The organism is Nocardia grenadensis (assembly GCF_050942415.1).
Lineage (GTDB): Bacteria > Actinomycetota > Actinomycetes > Mycobacteriales > Mycobacteriaceae > Nocardia > Nocardia grenadensis.
Genome location: NZ_CP192054.1, coordinates 3,092,007 through 3,114,537 on the forward strand (window position 1 = coordinate 3,092,007; position 22,531 = coordinate 3,114,537).

Genomic DNA, 22,531 nt, shown 5'->3' on the forward strand with positions numbered 1-22,531 from the left:
CCGGCATAACAAGTCGACGGTGTGGTGTGGACCACTGGCGCACGCTGTTACGGACGGGCCGGGCGCGGCGTCTGATGGTGACACTGGCGAGAGGAAACAGGAGCCACCCATGGACGGTTCGGCACAGCCCACGCCCGGGACCGATTCCCCCGACCCCGCCACCGAACTCTTCGTGGCCCACCGCAATCTGCTGTTCACCGTGGCCTACGAAATGCTCGGTTCGGCCGCCGACGCCGAGGACGTGCTCCAGGAGACCTGGCTGCGGTGGGCCGGCGTCGATCTCGGTGCGGTCCGGGATCACCGCGCCTACCTGGTGCGGATCACCACGCGGCAGGCGCTGGACCGCTTGCGTGCGCTCGGCCGTCGCCGGGAGTCCTATATCGGACCGTGGCTACCCGAGCCGCTGCTGACCGCCCCCCGATGTGGCCGACGACGTCGAACTGGCCGACAGCGTATCGATGGCGATGCTGTTGGTGCTGGAGACACTGGCCCCCGTGGAACGTGCGGTGTTCGTACTGCGCGAGGTGTTCGGCCTGGACTATGCGGAGATCGGCGAGGCCGTCGACAAGACCCCGGCGGCTGTCCGCCAGATCGCCTATCGCGCTCGCGCACACATCGCGGCGCGGCGTCCTCGCGGCGAGGTCTCGGCGACCGAGACCCGCGCCGCCCTCACGGCCTTCCAGCGGGCGGTCGATACGGGCGACCTGCGGAACCTGCTCGATATCCTCGCCCCCGATGTGGCGCTGCTGACCGACGGGGGCGGTGTCGTACGGGCGGCGACCACGCCGGTGGTGGGCTCCGGACCGGTCGCCGAGGTCCTGGGCCGGATCGCGGGTGCCGCGGTCCTGCGCCCGGCCCGGATCAACGGTCATCCGGCGCTGATCGTCGAACTCGACGGTAAGGCCGACACCGTCGTCGCGATGCGTATCGACGAGGGACTGATCACCGGACTGTACGCGGTCCGGAACCCGGTCAAGCTCGCACGCCTGGATCGCGAGACCTCCCTGCGTCGGTGACGCCCGGCCCGGTGCCCCGGCCCCACCGCGGTGGCTCAGCGGCGGAGCAGGTGGGTCAGCAACTGCCCGCTCTCCTCCAGCGACAGATGCGGTAGATATGCCCGGCCGACGGCGATCCCGATGGTCGGCAGTGCCGTGGCATCGGGGAAGACCATGTACACGGGCCGGTGCCGGGGCTGGAACTTCTCCTTGAAGGCGAGCAGCGATCGGAAGCCGTAGACCGGTTCCAGGGTGCGGCCCAGCAGATCGAGTAAACCGTCGAGCGCACTCCGGTCGAGGTCGGATTCGGTGGTGTCGGCGCCGGCCAGCGGTGCCCCGGACAGACTGAGGAACTCGAGTCCCTGCTCCCGGGCGGCCAACGCGGCCGAGGCGATGAGGAACTCCATCGCCACACGGAATCCATCGGCGCGACGCCGCATGAAATCCAGGGTGAGGCCGACGAGGGTACCGTCCCGGTACACCGGCATCCAGGAGGTGACGGCATGGACGTGATCGTCGTGGTCGACGGCCAGCAGCAGCCGGACCTCGGGGTCGTGCAGTTCGGCCAGGCCTCCGAGCGTGAAACCCATTTCGGGCAGGCCCTTGTCCGCGACCCATTCCTCGGAGATCTCGACGACCTGCTCGGTCACCGACAGCGGAGCGTCGGCGAACGTTGTCCACTTGGCCTCGATCCCCTCCTTGCCCGCACGATTCAGTGCCGTCCGCACATCCTGGAACTTCTTGCCCTTGAACGCGAGATCTGCCAGATCGATGATCGTCTCCTCCGCGACCTGCACACAGCTCCAGCCGTGTTCCCGGGCGAGTGCCGCGGTCTCGGGCCCGACAGAGTAGAAGCACGGAGTCCACCCGTTGCCGAGACACCAGGCCGCGAATTCGTCTGCCGCCGCGGCGAGTCCGTGGCGTTCACCGATCGGGTCCGTCGTGGTCAGTGCGACACCGGAATGCACCCGATAGGCCACCGCGTGCCGGCCGTCCGCGCTGAACCAGTACCTGTTTCCGGCCCAGGTGCTCATCCACGACAGGGAACCTCCGCCCGGATGGTGCAACAGTTCCCGCACCCGGCGCTCACCGCCGACGTCGTATCCGGCCGGCGGGATGAAGAAACTGCGCAACATCAACAGGCACAACGTCACCCAGACGAGCACGCCGATCCACTCGAACAGCAGTGTCGCCGCTGGGGTCAGCGGCGAGACCGGCGGTTCGAAGAGCTGGAGGTACACCGGTGGAAGCAGCCGCAACGGGGCATCGCGCAGCAGCGTGCCGACTCCGGGGTCGCGGTCGAAACCCCCGGCGAGCAGTGTCCCGAACACCACATAGACCGCGAGCGCGGCTCCCGCGGCCGCGAAGGTCCCCAGCCAGACCCGGCGGTACGTCCCGCGCGCGGCGCGCACATCGAAGAGCCGCCGGGTGGCCAGCAACAGCGCGAGAATCGCGATCAGGGCGAGCAGCGGCGCGAAATCCCGGTACATCGAGCTGTGCCGATGGATGCCGTAGAGCACCCAGCGCGCCTCGTCCTGTTCGACGGTCCGCACGATCACACTGACCACCGCGAGACCGATGAGCACGATATGCCCACCGACCGAGAGCAGCCAGGCCGCTCGCCGGCCGCGCCGCAGACCCTCGGCCCCGACGAGCAGCAGCATCGACGGCAGGATGTTCATGGCCAGCGGTCCGATACCGGACAGGCGCAGCGCCTGCTGCCCGCTGCGGCACTCGTCGTGCAGGGCCGGATCGGCGCAGATGTCGACGAGTTCGCGCGCGCTGTAGGGCACCTGATCGAACAGTTCACGCAGGGACGACAGCGGCCCGATGGCATGCGGGGAGAACGTGGCGAAGAGCGGGCCCAGGACACTGGCCGCGACCACGAGAGCGACGAGTGTGCGACGCTCCCGGATCGTTCCGCCGAGGACCGGGCTGCGCGCGGAGCGCCCGAACAGCAGCGGTCCGATGAGCAGACCGGCCAGCGCGACACATAGTCGCGTCACATCCGGCAGATGCCCGGCGAACAGCGCCGTGGTCACCAGGATCACCAGTAATAGTGCGCGGATACGCCGGCGCCACAGGGTGTGCATCGCCGCGCTGGCGGCGAGCAGTGCCCCGAATACCCAAGGCAGCGGGTCGGCCGTCAGATGGCCGTGCAGTTCCAGACCCCAGGAATTCGGCACCGCCGACGCGAGCCGTGCCGCGGCGAGTGCCAGCGCGGCGCCCGCACCCTGGGCGGCAAATACCGCGATCACGAACCGCCCGCTGCCGATGCGCTGTTCCACCGGCACCGCGACAGCGAGCATGAACACACTCGCCAGCAGGTACCCGCCCATCCCGGAGGCGAACAGTCCCGAGGTCCACAGGGTCCAGACGTACCCGTCGTCGAGGGTCGGGAGGCCGAGCGAGACGTGCGCGGCCAGCTCCTGCGACGGGCCCTTCGTCCATGCCCCGGTGATCACCGCGAGAACCCAGACCACCGCCAGCAGCCCGAGAGATATGGGTGCGCGGGAGAGCCCCGCTACGACGCCGGTCGTCACGACGCGTCCAGACCGAGACGGTGGCCCAGCCACGGCAGCTCCTTTTCCAGACCGGCGGACCACACGGCGAAACTGTGCCCGCCGGGCAGTTCGGTGAGGTGGACATCCATTCCCGCCGCACGCGCGGCGGCGGCAAGCCGCTCGATCGCGGCCCGGTATTCGGTGTCGCCGAGGCCCACGACGAAGGCGCCGGCCGAGTCGGGGTAGCGATGGCGGGCCAGCAGGTCGGCGGGATTGTTCCGGGCGAAGGCGTCGGCGTCGCCGCCGAAGGCCTCCCGAATCGTGGTCTTCCGGTCGCCGAGTGTCGGTTCGGCCTGTCCGGACAGATCGAGGAAGGTGGGGTAGACCTCGGGCCGGGTGGTGGCGAGTTGCAGGGCGCAGGTCCCGCCGTAGGACAGCCCGCCCACCGCCCAGGCGCGGGGGTCCGGGTTCACCTGCAGATGGGCGCGTACCCAATTCGGTACGTCCACGGCCAGGTAGGTCGCGGCGTTACCGAGCCGCGAGTCGACGCACAGCGGATTGGCCAACCGGCCGCCGGTACCGTCGGCGAGCACGACGATCGGCGCCAGCCCCCGGTGCGCGGCGGCGTAGCTGTCCATGATGTGGGTGAGTCGGCCGCCCACGAGCCAGTCCTCGGTGGTGCCCGGCTGCCCGGCCAGCAGGACCAGCACCGGCAAGGCAGGCCGGGGATCGGTGAAGTACGCCGGGGGCAGATAGATCCGCGCATCACGGCCGGGGAACCCGGACACGGCACCGGGAACGGCGGCGCGGGTCACCGCGCCCATCTCCGGCATTTCGGCGGGCGGGGCCCAGTTCGCCGGTGCCGGCGATCCGCCGGGCACCGGCGCCAGCGTCGTATCGAACGGCACGGTCCGGTAGTCGGTCATGCCGAGCGCGGTCCGCACCGTCGGATACGCGTCGAATCCCGTGTTGATCCCGCCGGCGGCACAGAGCACGACCACGGCGGCTGCCGCGACCAGTCCGGTCGCAACCAGCGGCCGCGACCGGTCCCGGCGCCGGACGAACCCGCGCCCGGCGGCCAGCGCCACCGCCAGAATCGCCAGCCCCGACCAAACATAGACCGACGCGGGCAGGGGATCGGGGAACGGCCGCCAGACCTTCTCGATGAGCACCGCGGCGAGTGCCACCGACACCCCGGCCGCCGCCACCACGACGGCGACACCGGCGAGTAGCCACCGCCGGTCCCGGCGGATCACCAGCGCCGCCAGGCACACCGCCGTGACGGCAACGAATACAAAAGTCGCCGCGGTCGTTGTCACATGCAGGTCGAGTACCGCTTCGACGAGCCCGGACCACGACATGACGTCCAGTATGCAGCCCTGCCGGGCCGGTGACCGGGACGCGCGCCCGCTTCCGGAACACCGGAGGTAGCGGCGGACGGGCGGGGCCGCGGCTCTTGCCGCGGTGCGTGCACGCGAGGTCCACCTGCCGATGTTCGGTCAACCGGTCCGGCGGACGGCCCGGCCGGGGGACGGCCGAGCTACCGGCTCGCGTATACGACGAGAAGGTCGCGCATGGCACGGATCTCCCGGTTGGCCTCGTTCAACGCGGTGCGTAACCGGTGGTTCTCGTCGAGCAGGTCGTCGAGTTCGTGCGCGGAGTCCACGGCGGTATCCGCGGGGCGCACCCGGACCAGTTCGGCCGTGGGCTCGGCGGTGGTCTCCGCTGCCGGTTCCGTGGTCTCGGCAGTGATTTCCGCTGCCGGCCCGGCGGTTTCCGGTGCCGCTTCGGTGGGCTCGGCCACCGTGGCCTCGGCGGTGGTCTCTGCCGGTTCCGCAACCTGTGGCGTCTCGGTCTCGTTGGCGGCGACCGGTTTCGCGGTCACCTTGCCTGCACCGCGGGGACGTCGCCTGGGTTTCGCGGGCGCGGGAGTGTCCGCGACCGGTGGGGTCTCGGCGCCCTCGGGAAGTCCCGCGGCACGGACCCAATTGGCGAGTGTGTTCGTGGCGGGAAGCCCACCTTCGCGTTCGGAGACCTGCGTGCACGCCGCATTGAGCGTTTTACCCTGAGTGAGGAGTTTTTTCACTCGGTTGACGAGTTTGGTCTGTTCTCTTTTCGAGTAACGCACTGCCATTCCATTCCTCCTGCACTCCGGGTCGTACGCCGGGAATTGAACCATTGCCAGGCCGTTCTGTCCTCATCGGGTGCTTCGCCGGAAGCGGAATTCGCTGATCGATTCCGGTGTGAAACTCGGAAAGTGTTTCGCGCCAACGAATTCAGAGCCGGGTCCGATGTAGCGGAAACTCGGCGGGGAGATCACGCCGCACCGGGCGAGTGAGGCGGGCGCGCCCGGCCCCGAGCTCGGCGTCGGCGCGGTGAATCGGGCGGATGCGGCCCTCACCGGCCGAGCCACGCTCGGCAGCGTACGTCACATCCCGCGCGCCCGGACGGCACGGAATTGCGGACCGATTCTGTCCGCCCGGCCTGCCAGACTGGCCGGGTGCACACTCACCTCTCTGCGAACGGAGCATTTCGATGAGTCGCGATATTCAGGTCACTTTCGATGCCCACGATCCGCGGGCGCTGTCGTCGTTCTGGCGTGAGGTCCTGGGCTACATCCATCCGGGCCCGCCGGGAGTCGAGCTGCCTGCGGACGCCGACCCGCTTGCCGCGTGGGATGACTTTCTCGCCGGGATCGGCGTCCCCGAACAACAGCGCAACGCGAGGTCGGCCGTCGAGGATCCGGACGGGAACGGCCCACGATTGTTCTTCCAGCAGGTCCCGGAGGGCAAGGTCGCCAAGAACCGCGTCCACCTCGATATCCGGGTGGCGCCGGGGCTTCAGGGGGAGGAACGGATGGCCGCGCTCGAGGCCGAATGCGACCGGCTCGTCGCACTGGGCGGCACCCGGATCCGGCGCCACGAGCCCGCTCCGCCGCTGGAGGCCGGGTTCATCGTGATGGCCGATCCCGAGGGGAACGAGTTCTGCCTGGACTGAACCGCGCCCGGCCGCGGGCTCATGGGTGGGGTCGGTGCGCCTCGTGGCCACACATGTACCGTCTCCCCATCGCGGCCCCGCACGGTCCCCTGACCCGCTGTTACGTTGAGACCAATTGTCGCCGGCAGGCCGTACCGATCGTCCGAGCGTGCGGGAAGACGGAAGAACGCAGATCTCATCGTCCCCTCGGCGATACCCGCCGGAACACTCGCGACGGAACTGCACACGGGCCGTTCGTCGCGACCGGAATCGCGCGGAGCCGGCCCGATGATGGAGCGGCCGGTGATCTGCGGCGGCACCCTCACGGCACGCAGCGCGCCGCCGGAACTGCCCGCCTACGGCGGATTTCTGCTCAACGTCCCGCGTGGAGATCGCGCGCTGTCCCTCCGCTCCGGCGAGGGGGAAGAGGCCTGGCGGCTGCTGGAACCGGTACTGTCCGATGGGGCGCGCGACCGCGCGCCGCTGGAGGAGTACCCGGCGGGTTCGCTCGGACCGCCCGAGGTCGACAGGAATCGATGACGGTCGTGGAATCGACGCAAGACCCGCTTTCCCGTGCGCCGTGCGTCGTGGTGATGGGGGTTTCGGGTACCGGAAAGACCACCACGGCCCGGCTGCTGGCCCGGCGACTCGGCGTGCCCTTCGCCGACGCGGACGACCTCCACTCCCGGGCCGATATCGACAAGATGGCGTCCGGGCTTCCGCTGGACGACAGCGACCGGGGGCCTTGGCTCGCCGCGGTCGGCGACTGGCTGCGAGCACGCACCGCCGCGGGGACCGGCGGCGTGATGGCCTGTTCGGCACTCAAACGCCGCTACCGCGATGTGTTGAGGACGGGGGCGCCCGGTGTCTACTTCCTGCTTTTGACCGCCGATCGCGACGAACTCCTGGCACGGATAACGGGCCGGACCGAACATTTCATGCCGGCCGCGCTGCTCGATTCCCAGCTCGCCGCCCTGGAACCCCTGCAACCGGGGGAGCGAGGTGTCGCCCTGCACGGCAGCCGCAATGCCCAGCACGCGGCGGAGGTGGTGATGCGGTCGCTGCCGGAGTACACGGCGCAGGACCGTCCCGATCGATGACCCAGGTTCCACCCGTGACAGCCCCCGCCCGGGTGGGTGATAATGGCGACGAACCGGTTCGACCTCGTAGTACCGCCCGGGTGATGTGACGGCTTTTCCGCCGATCTTTCCAGGGAGGCCTGATGGTCCAGGTTGTACCACTGAACTGGCTCGGCGCGTTCTGTAATTTCGGTGGTCCGCTGGCACCGGGGGAAGCCGACCACTGGTGGACGGCAGGCGGTGAGTGGGGCCGGGAGAATCGGCTCTACGTCTTCACCGCCTATTGTGACGGTGCCGCCGAGATCGCGGTCCGCAACATCACGCATTATCGCGGCGGGCACGACGAAACCCATTTCGAGATACACAACAACGGCCCGGGGGAGCCGGCCTACTACTACTTCTACATAGCTTGGTCCAGTCCGATACCTGGCTGAGGGGGACCCGTGCGCGTGCAGATCGAATACGACCAGGACGGCCGGATCACCGCGGTGTCGGGGGTCGTTACCGTCGAACACCCCGACGGCGATCTCGGCCGCTCGGCACGGTTCGTGCGGCCCGGACACTTCATCCTCGACCTCGACACCGAGGTGATGGCCGATCCGACGGATCTGGCCGGACTACGCCGGCTCGCGACGCAGTATTCGATCGCCGGTCACCCCGACCATCCGCGGCTGGTGGAACGCGAAACCGGAAGCTGAGCCCGCGGTATTCGCGTCACTCGAACACCTGTGCGGCCCGTCCGGTCAACTCCGCCGGACGGGCCGGAGATCTCCGGCGTGGCCGCTGCTCAGCAGCCCTTGGCCATGGGTTCACCGCGGAACCTGGCCTCCACGAAATTCCAGGCATCGGCGAAGCCCGCGGCGGCGGCGGTCATATGTTCGGCGATGTCGTAGGTGGTGAGTTTCACCGGCGCGCCCGCACGGCAGTAACGGTCGGTGAACTCGGCCACCCCGTCGTAGGGGGTGAGCTCGTCGAAGCGGCCGTGCCACAGATAGGTCGGTGCGGTCGGCACCCCGTCGAAGTAACGCAGGCTGTTCTCGCGCAGCACCTGATGCGCTGCGGGGCTGTCCATCAGACTCTTGGACGCGGCCATCTGCTCCGCACTGCGGAAAGCGCCGTGGAACAGCAGGAACCGCCGGCAGGCGTCATGGGTGAACTCCCGGAACCACAGGCCGTTCTCGTTGAGCTGGTCGGAGATCGGCAGCCGGTCCGGGTACTCCCGCTCCAGACCCATGGCCGCGGCGAAGGCCAGGCCGAAACCCGGGTGCGGGGCGAAACCGAGACCCAGCGCCATCTGCTCCAGGTCGGCTGGGATACCGCCCGCGGCGATGCCCGCGATCTTCAGATCGGGTGCGTAGGAGGGCTGCAGGGCCGCGGCCCATCCGGTGGCCAGCCCGCCCCCGGAGTAACCGGCCAGTGCCACGGGGGAATCCGCGAGGCCGAGTTCGGCGACCCGCTGTACGGCGCGGACACTGTCGAGGGTGACCATTCCGCTGAGCCGTCCGGCGGCGTAGGCGACATTCGGTCCGAGGTAATCGGGCACCGAGATGGCCCAGCCGCGTCCGATCGGCAGCATCGCGCCGACGGCGTCCTGTAGTTCACCGTTGAACAGTGACCGCGACGGATTGCATCGGGTGCCGAGCGAATTGATCAGGGCCTGATAGGAGACCAGCGGCGGCTTCTTCACGCCGGCGGGCAGTAGCACCGTGGTCACACCCATGATCGGGTTACCGAGGGAGCTGGTGGACCGGAAGGCTACCTGCCAGCCTTCGGTGCCCACATACATACCGGTATCGATCTTGCGGGTGCGCACCACCTCGCCCGGCTGCAATCCGGCGAGCTCGGGAGGTGCGGTGTAGAAGGGGTCCGGATCCGGTTGCGGGTAGAGCGGTTCGGCGTTGGCGCCACCCCCGAGAACACCGACCGAGACGAGGGTCAACAGCAGGACCAGGATACGGGTGGAAACTCTTAACACGTTCTTCTTTCGGACAGCTGGAATCGACCGGCGTCCGGCCCGGCGCTTGTGACGCCGCGACGGCCGTCGCCGTGGATGAGGTGCGCGGTGGGGCAGCGAACGATATCGGTCGCTGTCACAGGTGAACCGCGGCGACGGCGAGTTATCGCTCGAAACGAACTGTCTGCGATGGCTTGTGGCCGCGCCCCGAGTTCGGCCCGACGAGCAACGATACGACGCTAGCGGGTCAAGAGGACGCTCGGGTCCGAAGGACCGAGAAAACTGCGCGAGTTCATAATCATCGGCCGGTATGGCCGGACCGATCACAAGGGGATGGTCTTGCTTTCGGCCGCCGCGGCCTGGACGCCCTGCCGAACTCGGCGGCGGCGCGCGCAGTCCTCCGGTGCTCCGGCGTGGTGCCGGCGACGCAGGTGGTTCCGGACCGGTGGGCCGAGGGGTACGGGGCAGCTGATCGAACGGCCTTGTCGCCGGTTCCGCCGGCGTGGTCCGGGCGGCATACTCGATAGGACGCGGTGGCGCGGGTCAGCCGGCCCGGCCGTACAGATAGTCGTCGAGGGGGAACCGTACCGCCTCGCGGTGCGCGTTGACCGTGCTGGTCGGGCGCAGCAGCGCCGCCTCGCCGTGCTGGTTGAAGTAGTAGCTGCGGGCAGTGGCGCAGTCGCCACCATAGAACACCGAAGAACCGAGCTTACCGGTGACGCGGTCCAGGAATTCGGTGTTGGCGCGGGCACTGACCTCGAAGGTGGTCTCACCGCGGCGGGCCAGCTCCCCGAAGAGCCTGGCCATATGTTTCATCTGTGCCTCGATGGTGGTGAAGTAGGACAGGCCGCTGTAGGAGTAGGGGCTGTTGAGGCTGAGGAAGTTCGGGAATTTCGGCACGGTGATGCCTTCATAGGCCTGGAACCGGTTGTCCCGCCAGAATTTCCCGAGGTCCACTCCGTCGCGGCCGATGATCTCGATGGCCGGGAAGTTCACATCCCAGAGGTTGAATCCGGTGGCCAGCACGAGCGTGTCGATCTCGGTCTTCGTGCCGGCAGCGGTGACTATCCCGTCCGGTTCGATTCGATCGATACCGCCGGTCTCCAACCGGACGTGCGGTTCGTTGAAGGTTGCGAAGTAGCGGTTGGAGAAGGTCGGGCGTTTACAGCCGAAATCGTAGTCGGGGGTGAGCTGCTCCCGCATCCGCTTGTCGTGGACCTGGGCACGCAGATGCGCCTTGGCCAGCAGCGCCGCCGCCTTGTTCAAGGGTTTGGCCTGCTTGTAATGCAGGACTCCGATCACCATGAGCGCTTCCAGCGCGGTGGTATTGGCCAGCCGCGCGGCCTTCTGGGTGACCGGGACCCGGGTGAACAGGCGCTGCACCGCGGGCGGGATCGGCATATCGACCTTGGGCACCACCCAGATCGGAGTGCGCTGGAACACGGTGAGTTCGCGGGCCCGGTCCGCGACCTCGGGGACGAGTTGCACGCTGGTGGCGCCGGTGCCCACGATCGCGACCCGGCGGTCGGTGAGGTCGTAGGTATCGTCCCAGGCGGTGGTGTGGACGATCTTGCCGGCGAAGGTATCGATACCGGGGAACGGCGGGGTGTAGGGCTGGGAGAGAAAACCGGTCGCGGTCAGCAGATAGCGCGCGGTGAGCGTATCGCCGCCGGCGACGGTGACCACCCAGTACTGGTGCTCGGCGTCCCAGTGAGCGCTCTCGACGGAGGTACCGAAACGCATCCGCTCGCGGAGGCCGTACTTCTCGGCGACGTGCTCGGCGTACTTCTTCAGCTCCGCGCCCGGTGCGAACAGGCGCGACCAGTTCGGGTTCGGTTCGAAGGAATAGGAGTAGGTCACCGAGGCGATATCGACGGCCAGGCCGGGGTAGCGGTTGACGTGCCAGGTGCCCCCGAGATCGGATTCGCGTTCGAGGATCACGTAGTCGTGCAGGCCGAGGCGGTCGAGCTGGATACCGGCCCCCATACCACCGAACCCCGCGCCGACCACGACGGCGTCGTATCGAGGTGTCACGCCGAACCTCCTGCTGCTCCGCTGAACGATTCATCACAGAATGACACATCATTCCGTTTCTGATGACGATATCATCGGGGGCGTGACGAAGCCACCGACGCGGGCCGAACGCCGTAAGGCCGAGCTACGCCAGGAGATCATCGATACCGCCTTCGTCTGTTTCGCCGAGAAGGGTTACCACGCGACCGGGATCGCCGATATCGCGTCCCAGCTGGGCATCGGCCACGGCACCTTCTACCGCTACTTCAGCAATAAGCGCGACATCATCGACCACGTGATCGATGACCTGGCGGCCCGGATCATCGACGCGCTCGGGACCGACAACGCGCCCGATGCCGCGACCGGCCTGGACCAGTATCGGGAGCAGATCGATCGGATCGGTGCTGCACTCACCCGTATCCTCATCGAGGATCGGCGCGTGGCCCAGTTGCTGCTGTTCCACGCGACCGGTATCGACGACGAACTCACCACGCGTCTCTACGGGCTGCTCGATACCGCCGACGCGCTGACCGCCGGATACCTCGACCACGGCGTCGAACTGGGCTATCTGCGCGCCGATCTCGACACGATCAACACCGCCCGGGCGGTGACGGGTATGCTGCTCGCCGGGGTGGTGCACGGGCTGCGTGATCCGGACGAGGCGGCCATCGGCGCGTTGAACAAGGCGATCCGGCGGCTGCTGGTCGACGGAGTCCGCAAGGACTGATGCCGCGGTGCTGCGGTAATTCTCACCGCCGCGCTACCCGGAGCACCGGCGGGTGTGCGCATACAGTGGGAAATATGTCGCCGTTGGACGAATGGCATCCGTCCACCGTCGCGGACTGGAGTGACGAACGTCGCCGGGCCAGGTTGCGCGAGACGCGCCCGGGCCACGGATGGAAGACGTTGCGTCGCACCAGACTGGCGTTGTTTCGGGTAGCCGCACTGTTGATGATCATCGGGATCGCGTTCGCACAATACTGGGAGCACGATATCGAGCCGGAGCGTATGCGCCTCGCGCTGACCGAGCCCGCGCTGTTACCGATCGCCGAACCCGTGGACCCCGGTAAACGCGATACCGCCGTCGTGGATCTGGTCGGGCTGGGCAATCTCAATGCCAGCGATACGGCCGCCGCGCTGCCGGCGCTGCGCGAGATGGGCGCGGTCTGGGCGATCCGGTACGACAACCGCGGTATCGACACCGAGGTGATCGCCGACCTGATCGTCCGGGCCGCGGCCATGTCGGGAGTACGCAGTATCGTGCTGACCGGGCACAGTATGGGCGGGGTCATCGCGCTCGAGGTCGCCGAGCACATCCATCTCGGCAGCGACCGCAGATTGGTGGGAGTGCTGCTGGACTGCACGCCACTGGATCTCGACGCGGTCCGCCCGGAGAGTCGTGGTCTGGGGGAGGACATGGTGCGCTGGATGGGCTGGCTGCCCGGTGCGCGGGAGAGCCGGGGATTGCGCACCGCCGTGGAAACTTATGCGCGCCGGGAGAATTTCGTCGACCACAGCGGTGTTCCGGGTATCCGGTTCGGGGAATTCCGGGAAGCGGTGGGGCGGGTGCTGCGGGACAAGATATTCAATGCCGACGCCGCCAGCAACGGCTTGATCGAGGCCCAGTTCCTGGCGATCGTGGCCGGTGGCGCGACCGACGATCTGCATTCATTGTCCGGGCCCGCGCACGGCAAACCGCGGCCGGCCATCGTTTTCATCCGCCCGCACGACGGGAGCCGGGACCGGGTGGTGGATGTCGCGCGTACCCAGGAGGTCCTGATCGACAAGGTCGGGGGGGTGAACGGGAATCTGCTGGTGGTGAAACCGCGGGGCACCGGGCACGCGAATCCGCGGCAGCGCCCCGCCGAATACAACAAGGTGATCGCGCAGCAGGTGCTGCCGTTCGTGGAGCGGTACCAGGCGCGGATCAGCAGTGTCGCCGGCGCAGTGCCGGCCTGGCATCGGTAACGCCCGGTCACCCGGCCGGACCGTGACCGACGATCATCGGGCCGAGGCGATCTCCGGAACCGGTCCGGTCAGGTAGCGCTGGATCGTCGGCCCCAGCCAGGCGATGACCTCCGGCCGGGTCATATCGGCCACCGGCGGAAACGCGAGGATAAAACGGCACAGCGCCATACCCAGGATCTGGGACGCCGCCAAACCGGCGCGCGTGGGCGCCTCCCGGGGGTCGTCCCCGGCTTTCGCGAGCACCGGCCCCAGCTGTGTCGCGAAGATCGATCGCATCCGGTCGGCCGCCACCGGATTGGTGACTCCGGCACGCAGCAGGATCAGCAGTGTTTCGTCGCGCTCCCAGCGGTCGAGGAAGTGCGCCACCAGGGCGGGGCCGATCCGGTCGGGGGGCACCTCCGTCAGATCCGGTAGCTCCAGATCGAATTCGGCCGCCGCCGCGAACAGTCGTTCCTTGTTGCCGTAGTACCGCATCACCATGGCCGGGTCGATGTCGGCGTCGGCGGCGATCGCCCGGATCGTCGCCCGGTCGTAGCCGTCGGCGGCGAAGCGCTCGCGGGCCGCGGTGAGGATGACCGCCTTCGTCTCTTCCGAGGTCCTTCTCATGCCAACAAGTGTAGGCCAACAGCTGTTGACAAGAAATGTGAACCGGCCTAACGTTGATGCCAACAAGTGTTGACCTCTTGAGGGCAGGTGAGACGATGACCACCGAAATCGCAGATGTCCTGATCGTCGGCGCGGGCCCGGTCGGTCTCACCGCCGCCGTCGTACTGACCCGGCTCGGCCACGATGTCGTGATCGTCGACAGCCAGGCCGAAGGTGCGAACACCTCCCGGGCGGCGGTCGTCCACCCCCACACCCTCGAACTGCTCGAGCCCTATGGGGTGACGCAGTCATTGGTCGATCGCGGCCTGCACACCCCGGACTTCACCATCCGGGACCGGGACCAGGTGCTGATCGCCGTCCCCTTCGACCGACTCCCCACTGTCTACCCCTACACGCTGATGATCTCGCAGGCCGATACCGAGAAATTCCTCCTACGCCGGCTGACCGAACTCGGGGTGCCGGTGCGGCGCCCCGTCGAGGTGACCACGGTGATCCAGGACGCCGACCTGGTGACGGTCACCCTCTCCGATGGAGCCCAGCTCCGCGCCCGCTACCTGATCGGCGCCGACGGTCTGCACAGCACGGTGCGCGACCAGGCCGGTATCGGCTTCATCGGCGGCAGTTATGCCGAATCGTTCAGCCTGGCCGATGTACGGGTCTCCGGCGGGGTCCCCAAGGACGAGGTGATCCTGTACTTCTCCCCGGCCGGGCTGATCGTCGTGGCACCGCTGCCCGACGGTATGTACCGGATCGTGGCCACCGTGGACGAGGCACCGCACGAGCCCGACGTCGCCTTCGTGCAACGGCTGCTGGACGAACGCGGCCCGAAGGCTCAGCCGGCGGTGGTCGAGGAAGTCGTCTGGGGCTCCCGCTTCCGCGTGCACCACCGTATCGCCGAGCGTTTCCGGGACGGTCGCATCCTGCTGGCAGGCGACGCCGCCCATGTGCACTCACCGGCCGGTGGACAGGGAATGAATCTCGGCATCGAAGACGCGGTCACCGCCGCGACGACCCTGGCCCGGGTGCTCCGCGGCGAGTCACCGACCCTGCTCGACGAGCACGCCGCGGCCCGGCGGCGCAATACCGAGTCGGTGGTCGCGATCGCCGGCCGGCTCACCTCGCTGGCAACGATGCCGACCGCGGTGCGCCCGTTCCGCAATATCGCCATGCGCCTCGCGGGCCGGACGGCCTTGGTGCGTAACAAGCTGGCCTGGCGGTTGTCGGGTCTCGACCGTAGCTGACCCCAGACTCGTTCGAACAAAGGAGTACGACAGTGGAAACCGTCAACGACAGGCTCGCCCTACAGGCCCACCTCACCACTCCCACCGACTCGGGCTTCCTGCTCCTGGCCGCCGAGGTCGGTGGCTGGGCCGGCCCGTTCGCTCTGCCGTCACGAGCGCGCAGGCGGGTACTGGACCAGGCCGGCGGCCTGTGCGCGCACCTGCTGCGGCGCGCAGATGTCGCTGAGGCGACGGTGTTCCGGGCCGCTCTGCGACCGCCGGGCGAAGGCACGCCACTGCTGCGTCGCCGCGGTATCCGCCCGGCGCGCTTCGATGTGGTCGTGCTGGTGCGGGCGGAGAGTGTTCCGGCCGCCGAAGCGCTGCGTGCCGAACCGGTCTGGCGCAAGCTGGCTGGGTTGTTCGACGGTGCGGCGCGCCACACACGGGTGATCGCCGCGAGCAACGCTGCTCGGATCGCCGACGTCGACCACAATGCCGACAGTTGGTTCCTGTTCAACTATTTCCACGGCGACGACCGGGAGACCGTCTTCGATGTCTGGCAGTACACCGCGGGCTGGTTCCAGCGCGAGACATCGTTGTCGGATTCGGCGCTGATGCAGCCGTTGCCGGGAGAGTCCGACGATTACAGCCTGGTGAACCATGCGAGCTGGCCCGCGCTGCGCACCTTCCTGCCGGCTCTGCTGTTGCGGCGGTCGTTCCGCTCGTTCGTACTGGCCAACTTCGCCGCCAACGGAATCGCCGCTCAGCCGATCATCTACCGCCGGACGTGCTGACCGCCCGGTGGGCATCCGCTCACGCCTCGTCGGCGTCCGGGGTGCCCGCGGGCTCGCTCTCGGCGCGGAGCAGTGGCAGCCATACCGTGAAACGGGTGTCGCCGGGCCGTGAATCCACCCGGATGTCCCCGCTGTGTTTGTCGACGACGATGCGGAACGAGATATCGAGGCCGAGCCCGGTGCCCTCGCCGACCGGTTTTGTGGTGAAGAACGGCTCGAAGATGCGGCTCCGCACCTCTGCCGGGATCCCGGGCCCGGTATCGGCGACCACGATGACCGCGCAGTTGTTCTCGAGCCGGGTGCTCAGGGTCAATCTCCCCCTGCCCGCCATCGCGTACACCGCGTTGTCGATCAGGTTCGTCCACACCTGGTTGAGTTCGGCGGCGTAGCAGGGCACTTGGGGGAGGGTGCGGTCGTAGTCCTTGGCCACCTCGATCGAGTCACCGATCTTGCGGCTGAGCATCACCAGTGTGCTGTCCAGGAGCTCGTGCAGGTCCACCACCTGGAATGGAGCCCGGTCCATTTGAGAGTACTGCTTGGCCGCGTCCACCAGAGTCGAGATGCGCGTGGTGGAATCGGCGATCTCGTTCATCAGCAGTTCGGTCTCGATGGTGTAGTTCAGCCAGCGGAACGCCCCCTCGAGCACCTGGGACGTGCAGCCCTCCAGGGTGGCGGCCACGCGTTCGAGCCAATCGGTGTCGAACCCGGCCTGGACATAGTTCGGTGCCAGTTCCCAGCCGTCGCGGATCCCGTGGTCGTCGAGCCATTCGCCGAGCAGGTCCTCCCGGTCGGCCGCCTCGAGCGGGGACAGTTCCGGCGCCTTGGCGACCTGGGCGGCCGCCTCCTCCTGCAACCGGACCAGGGTCTCCAGGACCGCGGTATCGAATGTGCCCTGCGCCATCATGGCGAGTTTGTGGCGCATCCCCGCGATCCGGTCGCGCAGGCCCGAGGTCGCCCGGACCGCGGCCGCGGCCGGATTGTTCAGTTCGTGGGTCAGCCCCGCCGACAGCGAGCCCAGGGCGAGCAGTCGCTCCCGCTGGGCGATCCGCGCGTTGGTGTTGCGGTTACCGAAGAACGCGCCCTCGAGCAGATGGACCGCCATCGGGAACCAGCTGTGCATCATCCGGGAGAAGATCTGCGCGTCCAGCACATAGAACCGCGACGTCCGGGTCACGTAGAGCGTGGTGCTGTAATGGGTCTCGGCCCGCTCGCCCAGATACGCCGTCCACGCGCCCGCATAGGAGCCTCGATGGTCGGTGTGCACCATCTCGATCTCCCGCCCCCCGGACAGTTTGGTGAGTCGCACCTCACCGTCCATGAGCACGTAGAAGCAGGTCGCCGGATCGCCCTCCTGGTACACCGGACCCGGCTCGACGGTTTCGATGCGGCCGTCGGCGCACAACCAATCCAGTTGCCGATCGTCGAGTTTCTCGAACAGGAACAGCGACCGCAGTTCGGCGGGATCGCAGATGCTCATTCTCGGTCTCCTCTAGGCCAGGTAGCGGTGCACGAGCATGACGGCCATGGCACCCTCGCCGACGGCCGAGGCCACCCGCTTGGCGGATTCGGCGTGGACGTCCCCGGCCACGAAGACCCCCGGCACGCTGGTTTCCAGATGATGCGGCGGCCGCGGAAGCTCCCAGCCCTTCGGCCGGTCACCGTCGATCAGCAGATCCGGGCCGGCCAGGACATAACCCGCGGCGTCCCGGTGCACCACGCCGTCGAGCCAGTCGGTCTGCGGGGCGGCGCCGATGAACAGGAACAGCCGTTCGGCAGGTGCCCTCTCCTCGGCGCCGGACCGGTTGTCGCGCAGAACCAGCGTGGCCAGGTGGTCCGCGCCGTCCACCGCGACCACCTCGGTCTCGGTGTGCACCCGGATATTCGGCACCTGGGCGATCTGCTGGATCAGATAGTGCGACATGGATTTCTCCAGCGCGTCACCGCGCACCACCAGGTGCACGGTGCGCGCGTTGCGGGACAGGAACATCGCCGCCTGCCCGGCCGAATTCGCGCCGCCGACGATGTAGACGTCGTGACCGGCGCATTCGGCCGCCTCGGTCATGGCCGATCCATAGTAGACCCCGCGTCCGGTGTACTCGTCGACACCGGTCGCGGGATGGCGCCGATAATCCACGCCGGTCGCGATGATGACCGTATGGGCTGACAGGGCGCCGCCGTCGGCGAACCGCACGGTCCGGGCCGAGCCGTTCACCTCCAGTCCGACCACCTCGCGGGTGGTGACCACCTCGGCGCCGAACTTGGCCGCCTGGCGGCGCGCCCGGTCGGCCAGCTGTGCCCCGGACAACCCGTCCGGGAAGCCCAGGTAGTTCTCGATCCGCGAACTCTGGCCCGCCTGGCCGCCGGTGGCCGTGCGTTCGACCAGTACCGTGCGCAGCCCCTCGGAGGCGCCGTACACCGCGGCGCCGAGTCCGGCCGGCCCGCCGCCGACGACGATGAGGTCGTAGAAGTCGCCGGCCGGTTCGGTGCTCAGCCCCACACTCGCGGCCAGCTCCCCGTCGCTGGGCTGGACCAGCGCCTGCCCGCCCTCGGTGATCACCACCGGACAGCGCCGCGGGTCGGCGCCGGCGGCCTCGAGTAGACGCGCGCCTTCCGGCTCTTCGGCCAGGAACCAGCGGTAGGGCAGCTGGTTGCGGGCCAGGAACTCCCTGACCTGCGACGATCTGGGTGACCATCGGTTGCCGATGACCTTGGTTCCGTGCACCGGACGGTGCTCGCTGCTGCGCCAGGCATCCAGCAGGCTGTCCAGCACCGGGTACAGCTTCTCCTCCGGTGGATCCCATGGTTTGAGTAGGTAGTGATCCAGATCGACGACATTGATCGCATCGATGGCGGCATTGGTATCGGCGTAGGCGGTGAGCAGCACCCGGCGGGCGTAGGGGTCGAGGTCCATCGCCTGTTCGAGGAACTCGATACCGTCCATACCCGGCATCCGATAGTCGGCGATGAGTATCGCGACCGGCTGGCCGCGCAGTTTCATCTCGCGCAGCACCTCGAGCGCCTGCGGACCGGACTCGGCGCGCAGGATCCGGTACTCGGCGCCGTACCGGCGCCGCAGATCACGGACGACGGCCCGGGACACCCCGGGGTCGTCATCGACGCTGAGAATGGCGGGCCTACTGGTCGCGGGAGCGCTCACCCGACGAGTATGCCGCGTACGCACGCGGCCGTCGTCGGCGCGCGGTCAATGTTCGGTCAGGAACGGGCCGCGGGAGGTCAAGGTCACGTCAAGACCGCGTCCGGTGCCCGGGTGGGCGCGTAGTCCTGGACTCGACCCCGCATACGGAACGGCGGGGACATTCCAGGAGCGCATCGTGACACTGCTCGAGACGATTCCGTCGCTGCAACCGGCGATCCCGCCCCGGCTGAGCCCGACGATCTGGCCGCGCGGGACCGCAGACGACGGCGAGGGGCGCGTCACCATCGGCGGGGTGGCGCTCACCGAGGTCGCCGACCGGTTCGGGACGCCCGCCCATGTACTGGACGAGGCCGAGGTCCGGGCGTCCTGCCGGGCCTACCGCAAGACTTTCCCCGACGCCCGCGTCTACTACGCCGGCAAGGCGCTCATGATCCGGGCGGTGGTGGACTGGGTGAGCGACGAAGGACTGTCGATCGACGTCTGCTCCGGGGGAGAGCTGGCGGTGGCGCTGTCGGCCGGCGTGGATCCGCGGCGACTCATCCTGCACGGGACCGGGCGGTCCGGTGCCGAACTGGCGGACGCCGTACGTTGTGGGGTCGGCCGGATCGTGCTCGACTCGCTCACCGATATCGCGCTGCTGGCCGGCTCGGCGCAGCGCCCACAACCGGTGCTGCTGCGGCTCTCGCCCGGTATCGATGTGTCCGGGCATCCGGCCGTGCGGACCGGTGTCCTCGATCAGAAGTTCGGCTTCCCGCTCGGCAGTGATACGGCGGCCGAAGCGATCCGGCGGGTCTTGGCGCGGCCCGACCTGGAATTGGTCGGGCTGCACTGTCACCTGGGATCGCAGATCCACGACCCGGATCACTACGGGGAAGCCATCCGGCGGTTGGTGGGGGAGATGGCCTGGATCCGGCGCGAGCACCGGCAGCTGCTCACCGAACTGGATCTCGGCGGCGGCCATGCCGTGGCCTACCACCCGAGCGATGCCCAACTGAACCTGGCCGAACTCGCCGATATCGTCGACGATGCGCTCGACGCCGCCTGTGCCCGCCATTGTTTCCCGCGGCCGGCGATCGCGATGGAGCCGGGCCGGGCCATCGTCGCGCGGGCCGGGGTCACGGTGTACCGGGTGATGTCGGTCAAGCGGATCGACGGCGGCACCACCTTCGTCACGGTCGACGGCGGGATGAACGACAATCTGCGGGTGGCACTGTACGGCGCGCGGTACGCGCCGGTGGTGGCCAACCGCCGCCCGCACGGCCCCTGGACGACGGCGACCGTGGTGGGCCGGTACTGCGAGGCCGGGGACGTCCTGGCCCGCGACGTGCGATTACCGGCCGATCTGCACCCCGGTGATGTGCTCGCGGTGCCGTGTACGGGTGCCTACCACCACAGCCTGTCGACCTCCTACAACTGTGTCGGCCGTCCACCGGTCGTCGCCGTCCGGGACGGCGGTGCGCGGGAACTGGTCCGCCGGGAGACCACGGCCGACCTGCTCGTCCGGGACGTCGGCCGGTGAGATGATTGCCGGGGCGCGGGTCCGCCCGGTATCGCGATCCGGGGAGATGTGGGTGCGAACCGGGCGATAGCCCGATTCTCGCGGGACCGACCCGGAGATTCATCCGGCCGCCGCGGCGCGCCTGTTTGACCTGTGATCGCTCGGGTATTTGCCGAGATGTAGCCAATCGGGTTCGTGAATGCGAAGTACCGCCGGCTACAGGTAGGTGCGGCGCCGTCCCGGGCCACAGCACCGGGAGCGACGCGCACACCGAGCGGCAACGTCGTACCCGGCCACGAGCCGGGCCGGACTCCGGTCGCGACCGCGCAACTCGGTTCACCGGCCACGTATCGGACGAGAATCGAGGAAGAAAGCCATGGCTCAACATGTGGAAGATCTGATCGGCGACGCAGTCTACGACCTCGGCGGCACCAAGATCGGAAAGGTCAAGCGGGTCTACGTCGACAATGCCTCTGGCGCACCGACGTGGGCATCGGTCAGTACCGGCCTGTTCAGTGAAGACTCTCTCGTACCGCTCGCCGGTGCCCAGTTGCGGCAGGACCCCGCCGAACTCCAGGTGCGGGTGCACAAGGAAGCGGTGAAATCCGCGCCGCATCTGGCACACGACGGCCTGATCACACGGGATTCCGAGAACGACCTGTTCGTCCACTACGGCGTCGATCCCAACCGGTCCGGCTGGGAGGATTACGGGCGGCACGCCGATTCACCCGCCCGTGACGAGGCCCGGGCCACGGGCGATCCGGGGACCACCGGCCGGAGCGCTCCCGGCGCGACCACCCCGGAGAGGGGCGACACCCGGCGACCGGACTTCCTCGTCCGCTCGGAGGAGCGCCTGAACATCGGCACCCGGCAGGAGGTGTCGGGGCACGCCCGGCTGCGCAAGTACGTGGTGAGCGAGGAGCAGACGATCACCGTGCCGACCAGCCACGAGGAGATACGCATCGAGCGCGAACCGATCACCGACGTCTCGGCGCTGCCTGCCGATTTCGGTGATCAGGAGCAGGAGGTCACCCTGCACGCGGACCGGGTGACCGTGGACAAGGAGATGGTCCCGGTCGAACGGATACGGCTGGTCATCGATCAGGTCGAGGACGAGCAGACGATCACCGAAACGGTCCGCAAGGAGCGGATCGAGATCGAAGGGCTCGACCGCGACGACAAGCTCCGCTGACCGCGACCGCCGGTGGGTCTGGAAATCCCGGCCCACCGGTGCGCACTACCCGGACCACCCCACCCGGTTCCGGCCCGTTTCCCGCGAGATCCCGGACCCGGTCTCCGGGAAGCAGCCGAAACGCTCGCGGTGCAGGTGCGCGAAGAAATAGCAGAACGACTCGCATTCGGCATCGAGGACGGCGACCGAGGGATCGGCGAGAACCGCCCGGTGGAAATCCCGGCCCATTGCGACGATGAACCCGCGGCAGTACAGGAAACCGTCGTCGGAGCCGTCGGTGACCTCGTGGATATCGGCGCGGTCGATCTCGTGGAGCTTTCGTTCGGCGACCCGGTCCAGCGCGGTCAGTTCCGCACTCGACAGCTCTTCGCCGAGGGCGCGCAGCCGGGTCAGGAACGGCCGCAGATGCGGGTCGAGTGCGTAGGCCTCGTCGTCGGAGGCCCGGGCTGCCAGGCCTTTCCGTAGCGCGTCCGCTTCGGCGCCCACCTGCGCCCACGCCGTATCGACCAGGTCCCAAAACAGGGTTTCCTCGGCGGCTGTCTCGGACGCTAGCAGGACGGTACGACGCAACCCGC

At 68.4% G+C, this 22,531-nt stretch carries 20 protein-coding genes and 1 pseudogene; 12 read left to right on the forward strand and 9 right to left on the reverse strand.

Going from position 1 to position 22,531, the window contains the following annotated elements:
• The first annotated feature begins 109 nt into the window (after positions 1-109).
• Positions 110-1,016, forward strand: a pseudogene (locus ACQPYS_RS14135) (RNA polymerase sigma-70 factor).
• 35 nt (positions 1,017-1,051) lie between these two features.
• On the opposite strand, the gene ACQPYS_RS14140 reads toward ACQPYS_RS14135, so the two are convergent.
• The 3 genes from ACQPYS_RS14140 to ACQPYS_RS14150 all read right to left on the reverse strand — a co-directional run bounded on the left by ACQPYS_RS14140 (position 1,052) and on the right by ACQPYS_RS14150 (position 5,633).
• Complete coding sequence (locus ACQPYS_RS14140; RefSeq protein WP_433492874.1) at positions 1,052-3,538, reverse strand: phosphatidylglycerol lysyltransferase domain-containing protein; 2,487 nt, start codon at positions 3,536-3,538, stop codon at positions 1,052-1,054.
• Positions 3,535-4,860, reverse strand: coding sequence for an alpha/beta hydrolase (locus ACQPYS_RS14145; RefSeq protein ID WP_433492875.1), 1,326 nt, complete (start codon positions 4,858-4,860; stop codon positions 3,535-3,537). Before ACQPYS_RS14145 ends, ACQPYS_RS14140 begins: the two co-directional genes overlap by 4 nt.
• A 179-nt stretch (positions 4,861-5,039) precedes the next feature.
• Positions 5,040-5,633 carry a hypothetical protein gene (locus tag ACQPYS_RS14150; protein ID WP_433492876.1) on the reverse strand — a complete coding sequence of 198 codons (594 nt, stop codon included), beginning with the start codon at positions 5,631-5,633 and terminating at the stop codon, positions 5,040-5,042.
• 401 nt (positions 5,634-6,034) lie between these two features.
• Between ACQPYS_RS14150 and ACQPYS_RS14155 the strand changes: the two genes are divergently transcribed.
• The 5 genes from ACQPYS_RS14155 to ACQPYS_RS14175 all read left to right on the forward strand — a co-directional run bounded on the left by ACQPYS_RS14155 (position 6,035) and on the right by ACQPYS_RS14175 (position 8,252).
• Entirely contained in the window at positions 6,035-6,496 is a 462-nt protein-coding gene (locus tag ACQPYS_RS14155; RefSeq protein WP_431938232.1) for a VOC family protein, read from the forward strand.
• A 267-nt stretch (positions 6,497-6,763) separates the two neighbouring features.
• Positions 6,764-7,015, forward strand: a complete 252-nt coding sequence (locus ACQPYS_RS14160; protein ID WP_431938231.1) for a hypothetical protein — start codon at positions 6,764-6,766, stop codon at positions 7,013-7,015.
• Positions 7,012-7,575 carry a gluconokinase gene (locus ACQPYS_RS14165; protein WP_431938230.1) on the forward strand — a complete coding sequence of 188 codons (564 nt, stop codon included), beginning with the start codon at positions 7,012-7,014 and terminating at the stop codon, positions 7,573-7,575. Before ACQPYS_RS14160 ends, ACQPYS_RS14165 begins: the two co-directional genes overlap by 4 nt.
• Before the next feature lie 122 nt (positions 7,576-7,697).
• Entirely contained in the window at positions 7,698-7,988 is a 291-nt protein-coding gene (locus ACQPYS_RS14170; RefSeq protein WP_431938229.1) for a hypothetical protein, read from the forward strand.
• 9 nt (positions 7,989-7,997) lie between these two features.
• On the forward strand, positions 7,998-8,252 hold the full coding sequence (locus ACQPYS_RS14175) for a hypothetical protein (RefSeq protein WP_063034420.1): 255 nt from the start codon (positions 7,998-8,000) through the stop codon (positions 8,250-8,252).
• Between the two features lie 89 nt (positions 8,253-8,341).
• Here the strand turns inward: ACQPYS_RS14175 and ACQPYS_RS14180 are convergent, their stop codons facing one another.
• Both ACQPYS_RS14180 and ACQPYS_RS14185 read right to left on the reverse strand, forming a co-directional pair.
• Positions 8,342-9,529: a lipase family protein gene (locus ACQPYS_RS14180; protein ID WP_431938228.1), complete on the reverse strand. Its 1,188-nt coding sequence runs from the start codon at positions 9,527-9,529 to the stop codon at positions 8,342-8,344.
• A gap of 522 nt (positions 9,530-10,051) precedes the next feature.
• Positions 10,052-11,542, reverse strand: a complete 1,491-nt coding sequence (locus ACQPYS_RS14185; protein WP_433492877.1) for a flavin-containing monooxygenase — start codon at positions 11,540-11,542, stop codon at positions 10,052-10,054.
• Between the two features lie 40 nt (positions 11,543-11,582).
• On the opposite strand from ACQPYS_RS14185, the gene ACQPYS_RS14190 reads away from it, so the two are divergent.
• The gene (locus ACQPYS_RS14190) at positions 11,583-12,248 is read left to right on the forward strand and encodes a TetR/AcrR family transcriptional regulator (protein ID WP_063034423.1); all 666 of its coding nucleotides are present in this window, start codon (positions 11,583-11,585) and stop codon (positions 12,246-12,248) included.
• A 74-nt stretch (positions 12,249-12,322) separates the two neighbouring features.
• The gene (locus tag ACQPYS_RS14195; RefSeq protein ID WP_433492878.1) at positions 12,323-13,489 is read left to right on the forward strand and encodes an alpha/beta fold hydrolase; all 1,167 of its coding nucleotides are present in this window, start codon (positions 12,323-12,325) and stop codon (positions 13,487-13,489) included.
• Positions 13,490-13,522: 33 nt separating this feature from the next.
• On the opposite strand, the gene ACQPYS_RS14200 is transcribed toward ACQPYS_RS14195, so the two are convergent.
• The gene (locus tag ACQPYS_RS14200; protein WP_063034425.1) at positions 13,523-14,095 is read right to left on the reverse strand and encodes a TetR family transcriptional regulator; all 573 of its coding nucleotides are present in this window, start codon (positions 14,093-14,095) and stop codon (positions 13,523-13,525) included.
• Between the two features lie 95 nt (positions 14,096-14,190).
• Between ACQPYS_RS14200 and ACQPYS_RS14205 the strand changes: the two genes are divergently transcribed.
• Together ACQPYS_RS14205 and ACQPYS_RS14210 are read left to right on the forward strand one after the other, a co-directional pair.
• Complete coding sequence (locus tag ACQPYS_RS14205; protein WP_433492879.1) at positions 14,191-15,336, forward strand: FAD-dependent oxidoreductase; 1,146 nt, start codon at positions 14,191-14,193, stop codon at positions 15,334-15,336.
• A 32-nt stretch (positions 15,337-15,368) separates the two neighbouring features.
• Complete coding sequence (locus ACQPYS_RS14210; protein WP_433492880.1) at positions 15,369-16,109, forward strand: hypothetical protein; 741 nt, start codon at positions 15,369-15,371, stop codon at positions 16,107-16,109.
• 19 nt (positions 16,110-16,128) lie between these two features.
• Here the strand turns inward: ACQPYS_RS14210 and ACQPYS_RS14215 are convergent, their stop codons facing one another.
• On the reverse strand, positions 16,129-17,586 hold the full coding sequence (locus tag ACQPYS_RS14215; protein WP_433492881.1) for an ATP-binding protein: 1,458 nt from the start codon (positions 17,584-17,586) through the stop codon (positions 16,129-16,131).
• Between the two features lie 12 nt (positions 17,587-17,598).
• Positions 17,599-19,266, reverse strand: coding sequence for an FAD-dependent oxidoreductase (locus ACQPYS_RS14220; RefSeq protein WP_433492882.1), 1,668 nt, complete (start codon positions 19,264-19,266; stop codon positions 17,599-17,601).
• A 175-nt stretch (positions 19,267-19,441) separates the two neighbouring features.
• On the opposite strand from ACQPYS_RS14220, the gene lysA reads away from it, so the two are divergent.
• Positions 19,442-20,785 (forward strand): diaminopimelate decarboxylase, encoded by a 1,344-nt coding sequence (lysA, locus tag ACQPYS_RS14225; RefSeq protein WP_433492883.1) that lies wholly within the window; start codon positions 19,442-19,444, stop codon positions 20,783-20,785.
• A gap of 355 nt (positions 20,786-21,140) precedes the next feature.
• Positions 21,141-21,956 carry a PRC and DUF2382 domain-containing protein gene (locus tag ACQPYS_RS14230; RefSeq protein ID WP_433492884.1) on the forward strand — a complete coding sequence of 272 codons (816 nt, stop codon included), beginning with the start codon at positions 21,141-21,143 and terminating at the stop codon, positions 21,954-21,956.
• Between the two features lie 45 nt (positions 21,957-22,001).
• Here the strand turns inward: ACQPYS_RS14230 and ACQPYS_RS14235 are convergent, their stop codons facing one another.
• Positions 22,002-22,526 carry a DUF4240 domain-containing protein gene (locus tag ACQPYS_RS14235; RefSeq protein ID WP_433492885.1) on the reverse strand — a complete coding sequence of 175 codons (525 nt, stop codon included), beginning with the start codon at positions 22,524-22,526 and terminating at the stop codon, positions 22,002-22,004.
• Between the last annotated feature and the right edge of the window lie 5 nt (positions 22,527-22,531).

Excerpts from the sequence above, each read along its gene's own strand:
- ACQPYS_RS14145 (WP_433492875.1), bottom strand. The coding sequence starts at position 4,860 with ATGTCGTGGTCCGGGCTCGTCGAAGCGGTACTCGACCTGCATGTGACA.
- ACQPYS_RS14150 (WP_433492876.1), bottom strand. The coding sequence starts at position 5,633 with ATGGCAGTGCGTTACTCGAAAAGAGAACAGACCAAACTCGTCAACCGA.
- ACQPYS_RS14155 (WP_431938232.1), top strand. The coding sequence starts at position 6,035 with ATGAGTCGCGATATTCAGGTCACTTTCGATGCCCACGATCCGCGGGCG.
- ACQPYS_RS14160 (WP_431938231.1), top strand. The coding sequence starts at position 6,764 with ATGATGGAGCGGCCGGTGATCTGCGGCGGCACCCTCACGGCACGCAGC.
- ACQPYS_RS14165 (WP_431938230.1), top strand. The coding sequence starts at position 7,012 with ATGACGGTCGTGGAATCGACGCAAGACCCGCTTTCCCGTGCGCCGTGC.
- ACQPYS_RS14170 (WP_431938229.1), top strand. The coding sequence starts at position 7,698 with ATGGTCCAGGTTGTACCACTGAACTGGCTCGGCGCGTTCTGTAATTTC.
- ACQPYS_RS14190 (WP_063034423.1), top strand. The coding sequence starts at position 11,583 with ATGACACATCATTCCGTTTCTGATGACGATATCATCGGGGGCGTGACG.
- ACQPYS_RS14195 (WP_433492878.1), top strand. The coding sequence starts at position 12,323 with ATGTCGCCGTTGGACGAATGGCATCCGTCCACCGTCGCGGACTGGAGT.
- ACQPYS_RS14200 (WP_063034425.1), bottom strand. The coding sequence starts at position 14,095 with ATGAGAAGGACCTCGGAAGAGACGAAGGCGGTCATCCTCACCGCGGCC.
- ACQPYS_RS14205 (WP_433492879.1), top strand. The coding sequence starts at position 14,191 with ATGACCACCGAAATCGCAGATGTCCTGATCGTCGGCGCGGGCCCGGTC.
- ACQPYS_RS14215 (WP_433492881.1), bottom strand. The coding sequence starts at position 17,586 with ATGAGCATCTGCGATCCCGCCGAACTGCGGTCGCTGTTCCTGTTCGAG.
- ACQPYS_RS14230 (WP_433492884.1), top strand. The coding sequence starts at position 21,141 with ATGGCTCAACATGTGGAAGATCTGATCGGCGACGCAGTCTACGACCTC.